This is a genomic window from Nonomuraea sp. NPDC049695 (genome assembly GCF_040674955.1).
In the GTDB taxonomy this organism is placed as follows: domain Bacteria; phylum Actinomycetota; class Actinomycetes; order Streptosporangiales; family Streptosporangiaceae; genus Nonomuraea; species Nonomuraea helvata.
In genome coordinates, this window is record NZ_JBFANV010000033.1 from 18,915 (window position 1) to 35,324 (window position 16,410).

The 16,410-nt window shown below is 69.5% G+C and carries 15 protein-coding genes and 3 tRNA genes; 13 read left to right on the forward strand and 5 right to left on the reverse strand.

The genetic code is table 11. The features are described 5' to 3' along the window. Positions 1-34: 34 nt before the first annotated feature. From AB0J64_RS26785 to AB0J64_RS26805, 5 genes are all read left to right on the forward strand, one after another. Entirely contained in the window at positions 35-670 is a 636-nt protein-coding gene (locus AB0J64_RS26785; protein ID WP_364032160.1) for an amino acid-binding protein, read from the forward strand. Positions 671-757: 87 nt separating this feature from the next. Further along, positions 758-829: transfer RNA gene (locus tag AB0J64_RS26790), tRNA-Gly, on the forward strand. Between the two features lie 16 nt (positions 830-845). Further along, positions 846-919, forward strand: a tRNA-Cys gene (locus tag AB0J64_RS26795). A 2-nt stretch (positions 920-921) separates the two neighbouring features. Next, positions 922-996, forward strand: a tRNA-Val gene (locus AB0J64_RS26800). 179 nt (positions 997-1,175) lie between these two features. Then, positions 1,176-2,396: a cytochrome P450 gene (locus AB0J64_RS26805; protein WP_364032163.1), complete on the forward strand. Its 1,221-nt coding sequence runs from the start codon at positions 1,176-1,178 to the stop codon at positions 2,394-2,396. A gap of 148 nt (positions 2,397-2,544) precedes the next feature. Here the strand turns inward: AB0J64_RS26805 and AB0J64_RS26810 are convergent, their stop codons facing one another. Together AB0J64_RS26810 and AB0J64_RS26815 are read right to left on the reverse strand one after the other, a co-directional pair. Next, positions 2,545-3,510, reverse strand: a complete 966-nt coding sequence (locus AB0J64_RS26810; RefSeq protein WP_364032166.1) for a hypothetical protein — start codon at positions 3,508-3,510, stop codon at positions 2,545-2,547. A gap of 96 nt (positions 3,511-3,606) precedes the next feature. After that, positions 3,607-3,951 carry a VOC family protein gene (locus AB0J64_RS26815; RefSeq protein ID WP_364032169.1) on the reverse strand — a complete coding sequence of 115 codons (345 nt, stop codon included), beginning with the start codon at positions 3,949-3,951 and terminating at the stop codon, positions 3,607-3,609. A 197-nt stretch (positions 3,952-4,148) separates the two neighbouring features. On the opposite strand from AB0J64_RS26815, the gene AB0J64_RS26820 reads away from it, so the two are divergent. Beyond that, positions 4,149-5,129 (forward strand): LacI family DNA-binding transcriptional regulator, encoded by a 981-nt coding sequence (locus tag AB0J64_RS26820; RefSeq protein WP_364032360.1) that lies wholly within the window; start codon positions 4,149-4,151, stop codon positions 5,127-5,129. Between the two features lie 6 nt (positions 5,130-5,135). On the opposite strand, the gene AB0J64_RS26825 is transcribed toward AB0J64_RS26820, so the two are convergent. After that, complete coding sequence (locus AB0J64_RS26825; RefSeq protein WP_364032172.1) at positions 5,136-6,626, reverse strand: alpha-N-arabinofuranosidase; 1,491 nt, start codon at positions 6,624-6,626, stop codon at positions 5,136-5,138. A 222-nt stretch (positions 6,627-6,848) separates the two neighbouring features. On the opposite strand from AB0J64_RS26825, the gene AB0J64_RS26830 reads away from it, so the two are divergent. The 7 genes from AB0J64_RS26830 to AB0J64_RS26860 all read left to right on the forward strand — a co-directional run bounded on the left by AB0J64_RS26830 (position 6,849) and on the right by AB0J64_RS26860 (position 14,146). Then, complete coding sequence (locus tag AB0J64_RS26830) at positions 6,849-8,180, forward strand: extracellular solute-binding protein (protein WP_364032175.1); 1,332 nt, start codon at positions 6,849-6,851, stop codon at positions 8,178-8,180. Then, positions 8,177-9,100, forward strand: coding sequence for a sugar ABC transporter permease (locus AB0J64_RS26835; protein ID WP_364032178.1), 924 nt, complete (start codon positions 8,177-8,179; stop codon positions 9,098-9,100). The genes AB0J64_RS26830 and AB0J64_RS26835 overlap by 4 nt, the downstream gene beginning before the upstream one ends. Then, positions 9,097-9,930 (forward strand): carbohydrate ABC transporter permease, encoded by an 834-nt coding sequence (locus AB0J64_RS26840; protein WP_364032181.1) that lies wholly within the window; start codon positions 9,097-9,099, stop codon positions 9,928-9,930. Before AB0J64_RS26835 ends, AB0J64_RS26840 begins: the two co-directional genes overlap by 4 nt. A gap of 86 nt (positions 9,931-10,016) precedes the next feature. Further along, on the forward strand, positions 10,017-10,862 hold the full coding sequence (locus AB0J64_RS26845) for a sulfotransferase (protein WP_364032184.1): 846 nt from the start codon (positions 10,017-10,019) through the stop codon (positions 10,860-10,862). After that, positions 10,859-12,037: a glycosyltransferase family 4 protein gene (locus AB0J64_RS26850; RefSeq protein WP_364032187.1), complete on the forward strand. Its 1,179-nt coding sequence runs from the start codon at positions 10,859-10,861 to the stop codon at positions 12,035-12,037. The genes AB0J64_RS26845 and AB0J64_RS26850 overlap by 4 nt, the downstream gene beginning before the upstream one ends. Before the next feature lie 132 nt (positions 12,038-12,169). After that, on the forward strand, positions 12,170-13,048 hold the full coding sequence (locus tag AB0J64_RS26855) for a D-alanyl-D-alanine carboxypeptidase family protein (protein WP_364032190.1): 879 nt from the start codon (positions 12,170-12,172) through the stop codon (positions 13,046-13,048). A 39-nt stretch (positions 13,049-13,087) separates the two neighbouring features. Further along, positions 13,088-14,146 (forward strand): oxidoreductase, encoded by a 1,059-nt coding sequence (locus AB0J64_RS26860; RefSeq protein WP_364032193.1) that lies wholly within the window; start codon positions 13,088-13,090, stop codon positions 14,144-14,146. Between the two features lie 152 nt (positions 14,147-14,298). On the opposite strand, the gene AB0J64_RS26865 is transcribed toward AB0J64_RS26860, so the two are convergent. Continuing rightward, complete coding sequence (locus tag AB0J64_RS26865; RefSeq protein ID WP_364032196.1) at positions 14,299-14,928, reverse strand: alpha-ketoglutarate-dependent dioxygenase AlkB; 630 nt, start codon at positions 14,926-14,928, stop codon at positions 14,299-14,301. Positions 14,929-15,148: 220 nt separating this feature from the next. Beyond that, complete coding sequence (locus tag AB0J64_RS26870) at positions 15,149-16,408, reverse strand: transposase (RefSeq protein ID WP_364032199.1); 1,260 nt, start codon at positions 16,406-16,408, stop codon at positions 15,149-15,151. Between the last annotated feature and the right edge of the window lie 2 nt (positions 16,409-16,410).

Consider the following 16,410-nt stretch of genomic DNA (forward strand, 5'->3'; position numbering starts at 1 on the left):
AGGGTGTTATGTGGATCGTCGTTGGAGGGGACGGATGCTTCTTCGCGTGCGCTTGGCGCTGCCCGACAGGCCGGGGTCCCTGGCACAGGTGACCAAGGTCCTGGGCGTGGCGGGCGCCGACATCACGCAGGTGACCGTGCTCGACCGGGGCGCCGGCTCGGCCGTCGACGACATCACGATCTTCTGTCCGGAGAGCACGCCCCGGCAGTCTCTGGTCAAGAGCCTGGAGACGGTGGACGGCGTCGCGGTCGAGGGCATCTGGACCACCAGGGAGGCCCCCGGCACGTACCCTGAGCTGGAGATCCTCAAGTACATCACCACGGCGGGCGACCGGGCCCTGACCACGCTCGTCGACTCGCTCCCCGTCCTGTTCAGCGCCGACTGGGCCGCCACGACGTCCGGCGATCGCGTCCTGTACGCGAGCTGGCGCGCCCCGAAAGACCTGACCGTCCCGGAGCAGACGCCCTCCCGCCCGACGGCCCTCACCCTTGAGGACGACCTCCACGCCATCCACGCCCCGCTGCCGCCCCTGGCCCTCTCCCTCATCCTGGCCCGCTCGGAGGGCCCGGCCTTCCACCGCATCGAGGTCCACCGCCTCACCCGCATCCTGGAGATCTTCCTCAGCCTGCCCGCCACGGAGCGCAGCGTGGCCCGGCAGCTTCGCAAGTAGGGCGCACTCCGCACCCTGCCGTGGACCGCTGAACGCGGCCCACGGTGAGCATCTGGTCGGCAAACGCGCTAGAGTTATCGAAGCAACGCGGAAGTGGCTCAGTGGTAGAGCATCACCTTGCCAAGGTGAGGGTCGCGGGTTCGAATCCCGTCTTCCGCTCGGAGAGATTCGACTCGGTGGAGTGGCCGAGAGGCGAGGCAGCGGCCTGCAAAGCCGTCCACACGGGTTCAAATCCCGTCTCCACCTCCAAGGGACGATTAGCTCAGCGGGAGAGCGCTTCCCTGACACGGAAGAGGTCACTGGTTCAATCCCAGTATCGTCCACCATCCATGAAAGCCCCAGGACGCGGCACCTGCCGCAGCCTGGGGCTTCTTGTTTGTCCAGAGATGGCAGCGCTATGTAACCATTGGGTTACTGATCACTTCACCCTGTTGTTCGGAGATCACAACAGATATTTGATGAGGGCGCTCGTCGCATAGCAGCCCCATCCACGCAAAGGGTGTAGATGACAACAACCCTCCCTTCGTTCCCCGCTGCGAACGAAGCGCCCCTCGACACCTGCGTCCGGCTCCGGGAGATCGGCCCCGTGGTCCAGGTGGAGTTCCCCGGGGGCGTGCCCGCCTACCTGGCACTGACCCACAACGCCGTACAGGAGATCCTCGCCGGGGACAACACGACCTTCCTCAGGGATCCAAAGCACTGGCCCGCCCTGTACGACGGATCGATCCCCGAGGACTGGCCGCTGCGTGCCATCGTCCAGGGCGGTCACCTGGCCACCAAGGACGGCGACGACCACCGGCGGCTGCGCGGCCTGGTCGGCAAGGCGTTCACGCCGGCCCGGGTGCGGGCCCTGGAGCCGCGGGTCCAGCAGATCATCGACGGCCTGCTCGACGACGTGGTGGCCGCCGGTGACGGCGTCGATCTGGTTCCGGCCTTCACCGAGGCGCTGCCGATGTGGGTGATCTGCGAGCTGTTCGGGGTGCCCGCCGAGGACCGGCTCCGGCTGCGCAACTGGACCGCCACGCTGCTGGCGCACACCACTCCGCCGGAGGTCGCGTTCGAGACGCAGAACAGCCTTCAGGCCTACCTGCACGCGCTGGCGGAGCGCAAGCAGCGCGAACCGGGCGACGACCTCACCTCCGGCCTGGTCCAGGCCCGCGACGAGGGCGACAAGCTCACCACCGACGAACTGGTCGGCGTGCTCTGGCTGATGCTGGTCGCCGGCCACGAGACCACCGTCCACCTCCTCGGGCACGCGATCGTGGCGCTGGCGCAGAACCCGGGCCAGCTCGAGCTGGCCAAGGCCGAGGACCGGTGGGACGACGTGGTCGAGGAGACCCTGCGCTACCGCCACTCGGTGATGATGACCAGTTTCCGGTTCACCGCGGAGGACGTGACCATCTCCGGGGTGCACATCCCCAAGGGCAACGCGGTCGGCGTGGTCTACCAGTCGACCGGCATCGACCCGGAGGAGTACGGCGAAACCGCGGACCAGTTCGACATCACCAGGAAGCAGACCGGACACCTCGGGTTCGGCCACGGCCCGCGGTACTGCATCGGCGCGCCGCTGGCCCGGCTGGAGAGCCGGCTGGCGCTCGCCTCGCTGTACCGGCGGCTGCCGGAGCTGAGCCTGGCGATCGAGCCGGGGGACATCCCGTACTCTCCGTCGTTCTTCACGGTCGGACCGCTGTCCTTGCCGGTCGACCTCGGTCCCGTGCGGCCCTGACGTACCGCCGTCGATCCCGGCGGCCCGCGGCTGCCGGGATCGACCTGTCCGCTCATCCAGCAGCAACGGACCGGCGATTTGAACGGGTACAGCTTCACGCCGACGCGGACGTTGCGCACCCGGCCCTAGCAGCCGGCGGAGTCGGTGGCTACGACGCTGTAGCCCTTTTCCATGCGCGGCGCGCGGCCAGTACGAGCAGGAGCGCCGCGCCGAGCCCGAAGACGAGGTGGCTGATCAGGTTGACCGCCGGTGTGGCCGCCACCATCGGATGGGTGAAGAAGGTGTGCCAGACGTAGGTCAGCAGCGCCCCACCGGCCAGCGCCATCCGGTGCCTGCCGTCCCACCCCTGCCTCGCCGACCAGGTCAGCGCCAGCACGGCCATCCCCGCCTCGGACGCCACCAGCGTCAACAGGGTGAGCCAGAGCGGGGTGGGGACCGTCACCACGAGCGTGATCTCGAACACGACCCCGGCCACCAGCGTGACCCCGAACACCAGCCAGGGAGAGGGCGCCTGCCGATCGGCCCTGATCGTACGGCGGGGCATCCGGAAGGCGAGCACCACGAGAGCGATCACGATCACCACGACGGACACCAGTTGCGGCACGGACGCGATGAAGGAGTTGTCCTGATGGGTGCCGTACGTCGTCACCGCGGCGCCCAGCACAGCCAGGACCGCGGCCACGGCCAGGCCGACCCGGCCCAGCCACGGTGTCGTGCGCTCCTCGCCCGCCAGCTCCTCCGCCAGCGCGATCGGCACGCTCACGCTCCACACCGTGTGCAGGCCCAGCACGAACAGCGTCCACGGCACTCCGATGCCCAGCGCGGGAACGTAACCGCTGTCGAGTAACCGCATCCCCGCGAAGTTCGGGTTGAACAGGGACATCGTCATGATCCCCTCCTCGAGGACGCCGTAGGCGAGCGCCATCAGCACGATGCCCGGCCAGCCGAGGCCCGCCCGCCGTGCCGTCTCACGTATCAGCACCGTGGCGCCGCCGTACGTAGGGGCGAGCAGAACCAGGTAGAAGAGGTGGGTGATCGGGAAGTCGCCGAGCAGGAACTCGGCGATCAGCGGAGAGAGCAGAGCCAGCCCGAGGGCGGAGATCATTCGACGCATGGCGCCCATCGTCCGCCGGTCATGGGGGGATGTGACGTGCCATCGATCCTGACCTGACCGTGACAATCGTCATGGGGCGTCGCCCCGGCCGGCCGGCTACTGGGCAGGTGCCTCCGCGAGCGACAGGCTGTTGCCGTCCGGGTCGAGGACGTCCACGTGGCGTACGCCGTTCCCGTAGGTCTCCACGGGCTCGTGCTCGATGCCGTGCGCGGCCAGCCGGGCCAGGATGTCGTCGAGGTCGGTCACGCCGAGCGTGATCATGGTGCCGCCCACCCGTGCGGCCCGCATGTGCCGGTCGTCGATGACGACCCACGCGTTCTCACCGACCTGCCACAGGTACTCCTCGCCGATGATCTCGTCCGCCGGCCGCCCGAAGAACGCCTCGAACCACTTCTGCGATGTCACCCGGTCACGCACGCACACGACGCTGTACAAGTCCACCTGAGCCGCTCCTTCCAGTCGTTTCGGGGAGTGAGACCGCTTCCGCGGCCGAAATTCATCGGCGTCCCCCGGGGACTTTCTGGGAACGCCTTGGGGGGGCGATATCGGTCCGCGCGTTCGGGGACTTGGGCTGTTAGCGTTATCGGTGAGGGGGGTGAGCCTCGGTGAGATCCAGGGACGGCAGGCCCGCGGTGCTCATGGACGTCGCCGTGCTCGCCGGCGTTTCCGCCATGACCGTCTCGCGCGTGCTCAACGCGCCTGACCGGGTGAGGGCCGAGACCAGGGCCCGGGTGCTGGCCGCCGTGCGCGAGCTCGACTATCGGCCCAACCAGGCCGCGCGGCAGCTCGTCACCGGGCGCTCCGGGGTGCTGGGCGTCGTCAGCATCGACACCACCCTGTACGGCCCCGCCTCCACCCTCTACTGCATCGAGCAGGCCGCCAGGAACGCCGGCTTCAACGTGAGCATCGCCAGCCTGCCCTCGCTCAACCGCAGGTCGATGGAGGAGGGCGTGGAGCGGCTGCGCGCCCAGGCCGTCGACGGGGTGATCATCGTGGCGCCGCACGAATCGGCCGCCGACGGGCTGCGGCACCTGCCGCCCGAGATGCCGGTGGTCGCGGTCGACGCCGGTGACGACATCCCCGTGCCCGTGGTCAAGGTCGACCAGCGGGTCGGGGCCGTACGGGTGACCAGGCACCTGCTCAGCCTCGGCCACCGGACCGTGTGGCACGTGGCGGGGCCGGTCGACTGGCTCGACTCCAACGGCCGCATCGAGGGGTGGCGTGAGGTGCTGGAGTCCGCGGACCGGCCGGTGCCCGAGGTGCTGCGTGGCGACTGGAGCTCGCGCTCCGGCTACCAGCTCGGACAGGGGCTGGCCCAGGATCCCGAGGTCACCGCCGTGTTCGTGGCCAACGACCAGATGGCGCTCGGTGTGCTGCGCGCCCTGCGCGAGGCCGGGCGGCGCGTGCCCGAGGACGTGAGCGTGGCCGGGTTCGACGACATCCCCGAGTCGGCCTACTTCTGGCCGCCGCTGACGACCGTACGGCAGAACTTCGGCGAGGTCGGCAGGCACGCCTTCCACCTGCTGCTCGACCGGATGGCGGGCGCCGAGCCCGACCGGCGGCGGCTGGTCGAGCCCGAGCTCGTGGTGCGGGAGAGCACCGCCCCCGCCCCTGGCTGATGGTCCTCAGCCCAGTCGGATCACGTTCCACGAGACCGGGGGCAGGAGCACGCGGGCCGGGTCCTGTTCCACGTCCGCGTTGGGCCGGGGGGCGACCCGGTCCGGGTCGTCGGCCGTGTTCCGGGCGTACACGTCCGGATGCGTCAGGGTGGTGGCCTCCAGGATGCGCGCGCCTCCGAGCGCCCGCACGTCGATCTCCAGGGAGAGCGGCCCGTCGGTCGAGCGGTTGACGGCGAACAGCGTCGTCCCCTCCTCCGAGTGCGTGGCCACCGCGTGCAGCAGCGGCACCTCGCCGTACTCGGCCGTCTCGTACGACGGAGAGACCGGCTCCACCCGCAGCACGTCACCGGCCGCCAGCCGGGACGCCTGCGCGAACGGGTGGAACGTGGTCTGCCGCCAGGCCCGCCCGCCCGGCTCGGTCATGATGGGCGCGATCACGTTCACCAGCTGGGCCAGCGACGCGGAGGTCACCCGGTCGCTGTTGCGCAGCAGCGTGATCAGCAGCCCGCCGAAGGCGACGGCGTCGGCCAGGTGGTAGTGGTCCTCCAGCAGCGGCGGCGCGACCGGCCAGTCCGCGGGCGGCGCGGCGTTCTGGAAGCGCGACAGGTACCAGACGTTCCACTCGTCGAAGGAGATGTCGATGCGCTTGCGCGACTTCAGCCGGGCCCCGACGTGGTCGGCGGTGGCCACGACCGAGCGGATGAAGTACTCCATGTTGGTCGAGCAGGCCAGGAAGCTGCCGAGGTCGCCGTCCTTCTCCTCGTAGTACGCGTGGCAGGAGATGTAGTCGACCAGGTCGTACGTCTCCTCCAGCACCTCGGCCTCCCACGTGCCGAAGGTCGGCATCGACGAGCTCGAGCTGCCGCAGGCGACCAGCTCCAGCGAGGAGTCCACCATGCGCATGGCGCGGGCGGTCTCGGCGGCGAGCCTGCCGTACTCGCGGGGGGTCTTGTGCCCGGTCTGCCAGGGGCCGTCCATCTCGTTGCCCAGGCACCACATCCTGATCCCGTGCGGATCCTTGGAGCCGTTGGCGGCGCGCAGGTCGGACAGCGCGGTGCCGGACGGGTGGTTGCAGTACTCCAGCAGGTCGAGCGCGGCCTCGATGCCGCGGGTGCCGAGGTTGATCGCCATCATGGGCTCGACGTCGGCCTTACGGCACCAGCGGACGAACTCGTCCACGCCGACCTCGTTCGTCTCGGTGCTGTGCCAGGCCAGGTCCAGGCGGCGGGGGCGGCTCTCCCGAGGGCCGATGCCGTCCTCCCAGCGGTAGCCGGAGACGAAGTTGCCGCCCGGGTAGCGGACCGTGGACACGCCCAGTTCCCTCGTCAGCTCGAGCACGTCGCCGCGGAAGCCGTCGTCGTCGGCGGAGGGGTGGTCCGGCTCGTAGATGCCGGTGTAGACGCAGCGCCCGAGGTGTTCGACGAACGTGCCGAAGGTGCGCCGGCTCACCGGGGCGACCTTGAACGCGGGATCGAGCGTGAGCTTTGCCTGGTGCACGGAGGGGACTCCTGGGTTTCGCGGGCGTTACCTGATCCGAATTGTTAGCGATAACAAGGAAGGTGGTCAAGGGGTGAACCGGCAGGTCGTCCCAGCAGCCGAGGGGTCTTGACATGGGACTTGTTACCGCTAACACTCGGGTAACTCCAACGTAACAGGAGCTCCTTGAGCTCCCGGCCCCCTAGAAACCAGCCGAGCGATGGCTCGTAGGAAGAGGCCACCGTGCAAGATCCCCCCGACATCTCCCGCAGGCTCCTCCTCGGCGGCACCCTCGCGCTCGCAGGCGCCGCCGCCGCAGGATGTGCCATCCCGATGGGGCTCGGCTCGTCCCAGACCCGCGTCAAGTACTGGCACTTCCTCGGCGCGAGCGACGGCATCATCATGAACAAGATGGTCCAGGCGTTCGCCAGGGACAATCCCGAGACCTTCGTCGAGGAGAACGTGCTCGCGTGGGGCGAGCCGTTCTACACGAAGATCGCGATGGCCGGCTCCGGCGGGCGCTCGCCCGACCTGGCCACCTTCCACCTGGCCCGGCTGGCCGGGATCGGCGCCGGCGCGACGCTCGACCCGATCAACGTCAAGCTGCTGGAGGAGAACGGCCTGACGGCCGCCGACTTCAGCCCGCCGATCTGGGAGCGCGCCCACATCGACGGGGTGCTGTACGCGGTCCCGTTCGACGCCCACCCGATGGTGCAGTACTACAACACCGAGATCTGCGGCAAGGCAGGACTGCTCGGCCCCGACGGCAAGCTGAAGCCCACCAAGGGCGTCGACGAGCTGATGGCCGCGCTGCGCAGGGCCAAGGACGCCATGGGGGGCAAGCCGCCGCTCGCCTTCGACGCGCTCGGCCTGGGCACGGTCGGCCCCTGGCGGGTGTGGTGGACCCTCTACGCGCAGAGCGGCGGCGCCCTGCTGTCCGCCGACAACACGAAGATCGCCATCGACGACGCCAAGGCCCTCGAAACGCTCCGGTTCATGCAGCAGCTCGGCAAGGACGGGCTGCTGGACTGGCGCACCGACTACGGCGCGTCGGTGGCCAATTTCACCAACGGCCAGGCGGCGTTCCTGTGGAACGGCGACTGGGAGACGACGGGGCTCAAGGAGCGCAAGACGCCGTTCAGCATGACCCGCTTCCCCAGCGTCTTCGGCACGGGGGCGGCGCAGGCCGACTGCCACTCGTTCGTGCTGCCGCACCAGCGCAACCGCGATCCCGAGGTCGAGCGGGCCACGTACCGGTTCATCGCCTACCTCGTCAAGAACAGCGCCGACTGGGCGGTCGCCGGTCACGTGCCCGCGTACCTTCCCGCGCTCAAAGAGCCCGACTATCTCAAGCTCGAGCCCCAGTCGGAGTACCGCTCGGTCATCACCGAGGTCGCGCTCGATCCCCAGGTGTGGTTCGCCGGCTCGGCCTCGCGGCTGTGGATCGAGTTCGGTCAGGCGTTCTCCCCGGTCATCGGCGGCCAGCACACCCCGGAGGAGGGCCTGGCCACCGCCAAGGCCGCGCTGAACCGGCTCCTGTCCGCCCCGAACCCCTTCCCCGACCAGGAGCGATGATGACGACCACCGTCGCCGCCCCCGCGGCCGCCGCCCCCGTCACCGAGGCCAAGGTCCGGCGCGGCTGGACGCAGCACGGAATGCTGTTCGTCGCGCCCTTCCTGCTGATCTACGTGGCCTTCCTGGTCTGGCCGGTGCTGCTGGGCCTGCGGATGAGCCTGTCGAGCGTCAACATCGCGGGCACCAACAACCATTTCATCGGTTTCGCCAACTACGGCGAGGCGTTCAGCGACCCGCTCATGTGGCACTCGCTCTGGAACACCGTGGTCTTCACCGTGCTGAGCACGATCCCGCTGGTCCTCCTGGGCCTGGTGTTCGCGCTGCTGGTGCACAACCTGCGGTTCGTGCAGTGGCTGTGGCGCCTGTCCTTCTTCGGGCCGTTCCTGCTGCCGTCGGCCGTGGTGTCGATCCTCTGGCTGCAGATGATCTACCCGCCCGGCTACGGCCTGATCAACGGCACGCTCGGCACGGACGTCCCGTGGCTGAGCGACACGTCCACGGCCATGCTGTCCATGGTGCTGACCACGGTCTGGTGGACGGTCGGCTTCAACTTCCTGCTCTACCTGGCCGCCCTGCAGTCGATCCCCCAGCACCTGTACGAGGCCGCCGCCATCGACGGCGCCTCGGCCTGGCACCGGCTGCGTTCCATCACCCTGCCGCTGCTCGGCCGCACGACGGCGCTCATCGTGGTGCTGCAGCTGCTGGCCTCGCTCAAGGTGTTCGACCAGATCTATCTCATGACGGCCGGCGGCCCCGAGAACTCCACCAGGTCGATCATCGAGTACGCCTACGACATGGGCTTCACGGGGTACCGCACCGGCTACGCGTCGGCGGTGTCGTACATCCTGTTCGTCCTCATCGTCATCGTCTCCCTGGTGCAGCTCCGGCTGTTCCGCAAGCGCGCGGAGGTCTCGTCATGACCAAGCGGTTCAGCCCCGGCCAGCTCGTCCTGATGGTGGTGGCGCTGGCGCTCGCGGTCATCTGGCTGGCCCCCATCGCCTGGGCCGTCGCCACCTCGCTCAAGCCCGAGTCCGAGACCACGAAGATCCCGCTGCAGTGGTTCGGCAGCGAGCTCACCTTGGACTCCTACCGGCTGGTCCTGGGAACCGGCGGCATCGTCAAGTGGGCGATCAACTCCACGGTCACCTCGGTGGTCGTCACGTTCCTGACCGTGTTCTTCTCGGCGATGGCGGCCTACGGGTTCGCCCGCACACAGTTCAAGGGGCAGCGGGGACTGCTGGCGGTGATCCTGGCGGGGATCATGGTGCCGCCGCAGGTGCTGATGGCGCCGCTGTTCGCGGAGATGGTGGGGCTCGGGCTGGTCGACACCTGGTGGTCGATCATCCTGCCGCAGGTGGCCGCGCCGCTGATCGTGTACATCCTGTACAAGTTCTTCCAGGACGTGCCGCCCGAGCTGGAGCAGGCGGCCTTCGTGGACGGGGCCGGGCGCTGGCGGGTGTTCTTCACGATCGTGCTGCCGCTGTCGCGTCCTGTGCTGGCCGCGGTGTCGATCTACACGTTCATCGGGAGCTGGAACAACTTCCTCTGGCCGTTCCTCGTCTCCACCGACCCGAACACCATGACGCTGCCGGTCGGTCTGGCCAACGTGGTGCAGGGGACGTTCGGGTTGCGGTACGCGCAGATCATGGCCTCCGTGGTGCTGGCCGGGCTGCCGCTGCTGGTGATCTTCGTGCTCTTCCAGCGGCAGATCGTCCGCGGCGTCGCGCATACAGGCCTCGCCGGCCAGTAACGGTATTCATCCATTAATTTCCTGGCATTGCGTGCTCTTTACCATTGCCAGGGAATTGCCAGGAACTGTCGGTAGTCTGCCTCGGCATGAACTGGCAGCGCAAAATGAACAGCGCGCTGGTCAGGTTCACCGGATTCCAGATCGAACGGGTGGGGAAGGCTCCCTCTTCCCCACCCGCCCCCGAGATCAGACCCCCCGCGGATCCGCTAACCGACCGGCTGCTCGAAGCCCCCGTGTTCCTCCTGTCGCCCGTCCGGTCCGGTTCGACGCTCCTTCGCGCGATACTGAACGCCCACTCCGCCCTGCACGCCCCCCACGAGCTCCACATACGCCGCCTCCGCGTCCAGTTCGACACGAACCTCGCCTCCAAGGCGATGACCGCGCTCGGGCACAACCAGGCCGACCTCGAGCACCTGCTGTGGGACCGCGTCCTGCACAGAGAGCTGGTACGCAGCGGCAAGCGGTTCATCGTGGACAAGACGCCCGCCAACGCGTTCGCCTACCAGCGCATCGCCACCTGCTGGCCCGACGCGCGCTTCGTCTTCCTGCTGCGTCACCCCGCCTCGATCGCCACGTCGTGGCACGAGGCCAGTCCGGACAGGCGCACCCCGGAGGCGGCCGCGCTGGACGCGCTCCGCTACATGAAGGCCGTCCAGCGGGCCAGGTCGGCGCTGCCCGGCCTGACCGTCAGGTACGAGGAGTTGAGCGCGGAGCCGGAGCGGGTGACCCGCGAGATCTGCGCGTTCCTCGGGCTTGAGTGGGAGCCGCGGATGCTCTCGTACGGCGAGCAGCCGGTCCTGGAGAAGGGTCTCGGGGACTGGCGCGAGAAGATCCGGTCCGGCACCGTCCAGCCCCCGCGCGAGCTTCCCTCCGAGGACCAGATCCCGGACGTGCTGAAACCCATCTGCCGGACCTGGGGGTACCTCGCGTGAAGATCCGCTATCTGATGCTGCACGCCTACGGCATGGGCGGCACCATCCGCACCGTCGTCAACCAGGCCAACGCGATGGCCGCCGCCGGCCATGACGTCGAGCTGGTCAGCCTGGTACGGCGGCGCGACGACCCGCAGTTCACGCTCGACCCGCGGGTCCGGATCACCGCCCTGGTCGACCAGCGCGGCGGCACCCAGCCGGACTCGATCGGCCGCCGGGCCTGGCGCCGGGTACGCGGCAAGATCGTGCCGCGTGGCGAGTTCGCGGCCGACTACTTCACCGAGCGGGTGGAGTGGGCCGCCATGGAGTACGTCTCCCGGCTGCGTGACGGCATCCTGGTGACCACCAGGCCCGCGCTGAACCTGATCGCCGCCCGCCGCGCCCCCGGGAACGTCGTCAAGGTCGCCCAGGAACACATGAACCTGTCGGCGTACCCCGACAGCATCCGCAGGGAGATCGCCCGCCACTACGGGCGGTTCGACGCGATCACCGTGCTGACGCGCACCAACCGGCTCGAGTACCAGCGCCTGCTGCCCAAGACCCCCATCGTGCAGATCCCGAACGCGGTCCACCGGGTCAACCAGGAACGTTCCCAGCAGGCCAATCCCGTCGTGATCGCGGCCGGCCGGCTGGTGCCGCAGAAGGGGTTCGACCTGCTCATCCAGGCCTTCGCGCAGGTGGTGCGGGAACATCCGGACTGGCGGCTGCGCATCTTCGGCACCGGGCCGCGCAGAAGCCAGCTGGAGGGGCTCGTCGCGCAGCACGGGCTGGGCGGGCACGTTGAGCTGCCCGGCCGTACCGAGCGGCTGGACAAAGAGCTGGCGGCCGCCTCGGTGTACGCCCTGAGCTCGCGTTTCGAGGGCCTGCCGATGGTCATGATCGAGGCCATGACGCACGCGCTGCCGGTGGTCGCGTACGACTGCCCGACCGGTCCGCGCGACGTGCTGACGGACGGGGTGGACGGCGTGCTCGTGCCGCCGCGAGACGTGGACGCGCTGGCCGCGGCGCTGAGCCGGGTCATCGGCGACCGGGAACTGCGGGTGCGGATGGGGAAGGCGGCGGTCAGAGCGTCGCGTGCGTACGCGCCGGAATTGGTGATGCCATTGTGGGAGGATTTGTTCTCGGAGCTGCTGGCGGGCGAAAGAGTGGCCGACACCTTCTGGAGCACTCACTGACAGCACTCACGACATAGCCAGGAAAAGATTTACCTACCGATTCCTCGGCTGTATCGGCGTTTCCGCATGCCCTTTCGCAAAATTCCCCTCATTTCGACTAAAGCACGCTAAAGGACACGGCAGCCTGGGTGAATGCGTATCCGGAAAGCCCGCCTGGCCGCCGTGGGAGGCGCGCTCGCCCTCGCCACGGGGCTCGCCGCGCCCGCGTATGCCCAGGTTTCCGCCCCTGCCGTGGCCACCGTCCGGCAGCAGGCACCCGCGGTGTACGCCAACGCCGCCTACCTGATGGACGCCTCGTCCGGCAAGGAACTGTTCAGCAAGAACGCCGGCGACCGCCTGCCGATCGCCAGCGTCACCAAGACCATGACCGCGTACCTCGTGATGAAGACCGCCAAGCCCACGGACGTGGTGCAGATCAAGCGGGAGGACGTCCAGTACGCGGAGGACGGCGGCGGCACCACCGCCGACCTGCAGCCCGGCGATCGCATCCCCGTCGGCGAGCTCCTGTACGGCCTGATGCTCCCCTCGGGCGCGGACGCCGCGCACGCGCTGGCCCGCACGTACGGGCCCGGCGTCAAGGGCTTCGTCGCCAAGATGAACGCGACGGCCCGCGAACTCGGCATGAAGGACACCGAGTACGTCAACGCCGACGGCCTGCCCACGCCGGACGGCGACGGCTACTCCACGGCCCACGACCAGACCGTGCTGGCGGCCAAGGCGCTGCAGGTGCCGCTGATCAAGCAGGTGGTCGGCACCCGGTACCACTCGCTGGACGCCAACGGCGAGCACGGCACGTACGGCTGGCGCAACACCAACCGGCTGCTCGGGACTCCGGGGGCGATCGGGGTGAAGACCGGGTTCACGCGGGCGGCGGGGTACACGCTGGCGTTCGCGGGCGAGCAGGACGGCCACACGCTGGTCGGCGTACTGCTCGGCGAGTCCGACTCCAGCCGCCGCTTCGACACGGCGGAGGCCCTGCTGTCGTGGGGCGAGGCCCGCGCGGCCGCCTGATCTTCCCAGCCGAGTGCGGTCTGGGCTAGTTTGCCCGACATGAAGCTTCGATTCGCGTTAGGCGCGCTGTCAGCGGCGGCCGTCGTACTCGCCGCCGCGCTCCCCGCCCACGCCGGGACGCCCAGGCTCTCCTGGGAGCTCAAGGAGACCGGGGTGACCGCGCGCCTGCGCGGCCTGTCGCCCGTCAGCCGCGACGTGGCCTGGGCCTCCGGCTCGGGCGGCACCGTGCTGCGGACCGTGGACGGCGGGCGCAGCTGGGAGAACGTCTCGCCGCCCGACACCACCGCGCTCCAGTTCCGCGACATCGAGGCCTTCGACGCGCGCCGGGCCGTGGCGCTGTCCATCGGCGAGGGTACGGACTCGCGCGTCTACCGGACGGAGGACGGCGGGCGCACCTGGGCGGAGACGTTCAGGAACGACGAGCCGAAGGCGTTCTACGACTGCCTGGCCTTCTTCGACCGGCGGCACGGGCTGGCCATGAGCGACCCCGTGGACGGCAGGTTCCGCATCCTGGCGACGGAGGACGGCGGGCGGAGCTGGCAGGTGCTGCCCGCCGACGGGATGCCCGAAGCGCTGCCTGGCGAGGCGGGCTTCGCGGCGAGCGGGCAGTGCCTGGTCACGGCGGGCGGCCGGGACGCCTGGCTGGCCACCGGCGGGGCGGAGCGGTCGCGGGTGTTCCACTCGGGCGACCGCGGGCGCACCTGGACGGTGGCCGACACGCCGATCCCCGCGGGGGACGCGGCGCGCGGCGTGTTCGGCCTGGCCTTCCGCGACCGCCACCACGGCATCGCGGTCGGCGGCGACTACCGGCCCGACCAGCCGTCCCCCAGCGCGGGCGCGGTGACCGCCGACGGCGGCGCCACCTGGCGGCCGGCCACCACGCCGCCTCCCGCGTACCGGTCGGGCGTCGCCTGGCTCCCGCACCTGCCCTTCGCGGCCATCGCGGTCGGGCCTTCCGGCAGCGATGTCACGTGGTCGGGCGGGCGCAGCTGGGAGACGTTCGACAGCGGCTCCTTCGACACGGTGTCGTGCACCCCTGACCTGACGTGCTGGGCCTCGGGCGAAGGGGGCCGCGTCGCTCGCCTCACTCTGAAGTAACCGGAGCCACGGCCCCGCACTGCCGACGCCGGTCCCCGCACCCTCGACCCCGAACGCGCACTCGCGATCCCGGTCGCGCGTCAAGCGGTCGCGGGAGTCCGACGGGACGCCCGGCGAGGGCGAGGCGCGTCGGGCCGGGACGCCGGGGGCCGTCAGCGAACCCCGCGGGGCCGGAACTGGATGCTGATACGCGGCCCCGTGGGCCGGGCCGTCTTCGGGATCGCGTGCTCCCACGTACGCTGGCAGCTCCCACCCATCACGATCAGATCCCCATGCCCCAGATCGCGCCGGATGGACGGCCCGCCGCCGCGCGGGCGGAGCAGGAGCGGGCGGGGATCGCCGACCGAGATGATCGCCACCATGGTGTCCTCGGTGCCGCCCCTCCCGATCGTGTCGCCGTGCCAGGCCACGCTGTCACGACCGTCGCGGTAGAAGCAGAGCCCGGCCGTACGGAACGGCTCCCCCAGCTCCTCCTCGTAATGCTCGTTGAGCGCGCGCCTGCAGTCGTCGAGCACCGGATCGGGCAGGGTCTCGTCCTCGTCGTAGAACTTCAGCAGCCGCGGCACGTCCACCACCCGGTCGTACATGTGCCGCCGCTCGGCCCGCCACGGCACCGTCTCGGCCAGCCGCTCGAACAGCGTGTCCGCCCCCGAGAGCCAGCCCAGCCGCAGGTCGATCCAGGCGCCGCGGTCGAGGTGCGTCCTGCGGACCGTGTCGCCGAGCGGCCCGACCCCCAGCTCCTCGTCCAGGCCGAGCAGAGATGCTTGGAACGGGGCATTCATAGTGCCGATTCTACGCCATGGTTCAAACGTATATTCGACTCCTACTGGGTCCGAAACGCTCAGCCGCCGACGTCCGGGGATGAAGGAGCGTGGTGTGCGGCGACCTCCGATGACGAGCGGGAGCGGTGGGCGGCGACGCGCTAGCGGGGTGGCGCAGCGCGTGGTGCATTGACGCGCTCCCCGGCGTGAACGCCGGGGATTCAGCCTGTGCCGCCTGGTGTCACGCGGCACTTCTGTGGCTTCCTGTTTCATCGACCGTGCCCCCGCGCTCGCCCCGAGGAGCGGGCGAAGGGGTCTTACCGGTCTCCGCAGGCGTTTTCCGTCTCCGCTTCCCGCCCATCTCAGGCACGGGTTTCCGTCCAGCGGCGACGATCCGGCGCCCTTCGGCGCGGATGTTGATCTCGGCGTTGACATCCCGGTCGTGGGTGACCCCACACGGGCAGGTCCACCGGCGTACGGCCAGCGGCATCTGTTCGGCCAGCGCCCCGCAGGCCGAACAGAGCTTGGAGGAGGGGAAGAACCTGGCGATCTTCACGAACGTCCGACCGTACAGCTTCGCCTTGTACTCCACCATGCCGATGAACGACGCCCAGCCCGAATCGTGCACGCTCTTGGCCAGCCCGGTGCGTGCCAGTCCCTTGACTGCCAGATCCTCCACATAGATCGCTTGGTTTTCGCGGATCAACTTCGTGGAGAGCTGGTGGTGGAACTCGCGGCGCGCGTCGGTGACCTTGGCATGCCGGCGGGCGACCTTCATCCGGGCCTTGGCCCGGTTGTTGCTGCCTTTCTCCTTACGTGACAGGGCTTGTTGTGCCTGCTTGAGTTTCTTCTCCGCTCGGCGCAGGAACCGCGGGCTGTCGATCTTCCGTCCGCCCGACAGCACCGCGAAATGCGTCAGGCCCAGGTCGATCCCGGTCTCGGCCTCGGTCGCAGGCAAGGGGGTTTCGGCCGCTTCGACCACAAACGATGCGAAATACCTTCCGGAGGCATCCTTGACCACGGTGACGGAAGAGGGCTCAGACGGCAGGCTCCGTGACCAGCGCACCGCCACATCGCCGATCTTCGGCAGCCGCAGCTTGCCGGCCGCGGTGATGGCGAAACGGGCGTTACGGGTGAAGCGGATCGCCTGCCGGTTGTCCTTGCGGGACCGGAAACGCGGCGGCCCCAGCTTGGGCCCCTTGCGGGTCCCGGCCCTGGAGGCGAAGAAGTTCCGGAACGCCACGCAGCCGTCGGCCAGCGCCTGCTGGAGCACCACCGCCGACACCTCGCCAAGCCATGAGCGTTGCGGCGTCTGCTTCGCCTGGGTGATCACCAGGCGGGACAGTTCCGCGTCTGTGAGAAACGGCAAGCCCTGCTGGTGGGCGTGGTTGCGTAGTGCGATCGCGTCGTTGAACACCACCCGGGCGCACCCGAACGCCCGCGCGAACGCGATGCGCTGGCGGGGGGTCGGGTCGATCCGGAAGGAGTGCCGCAACTGCACAC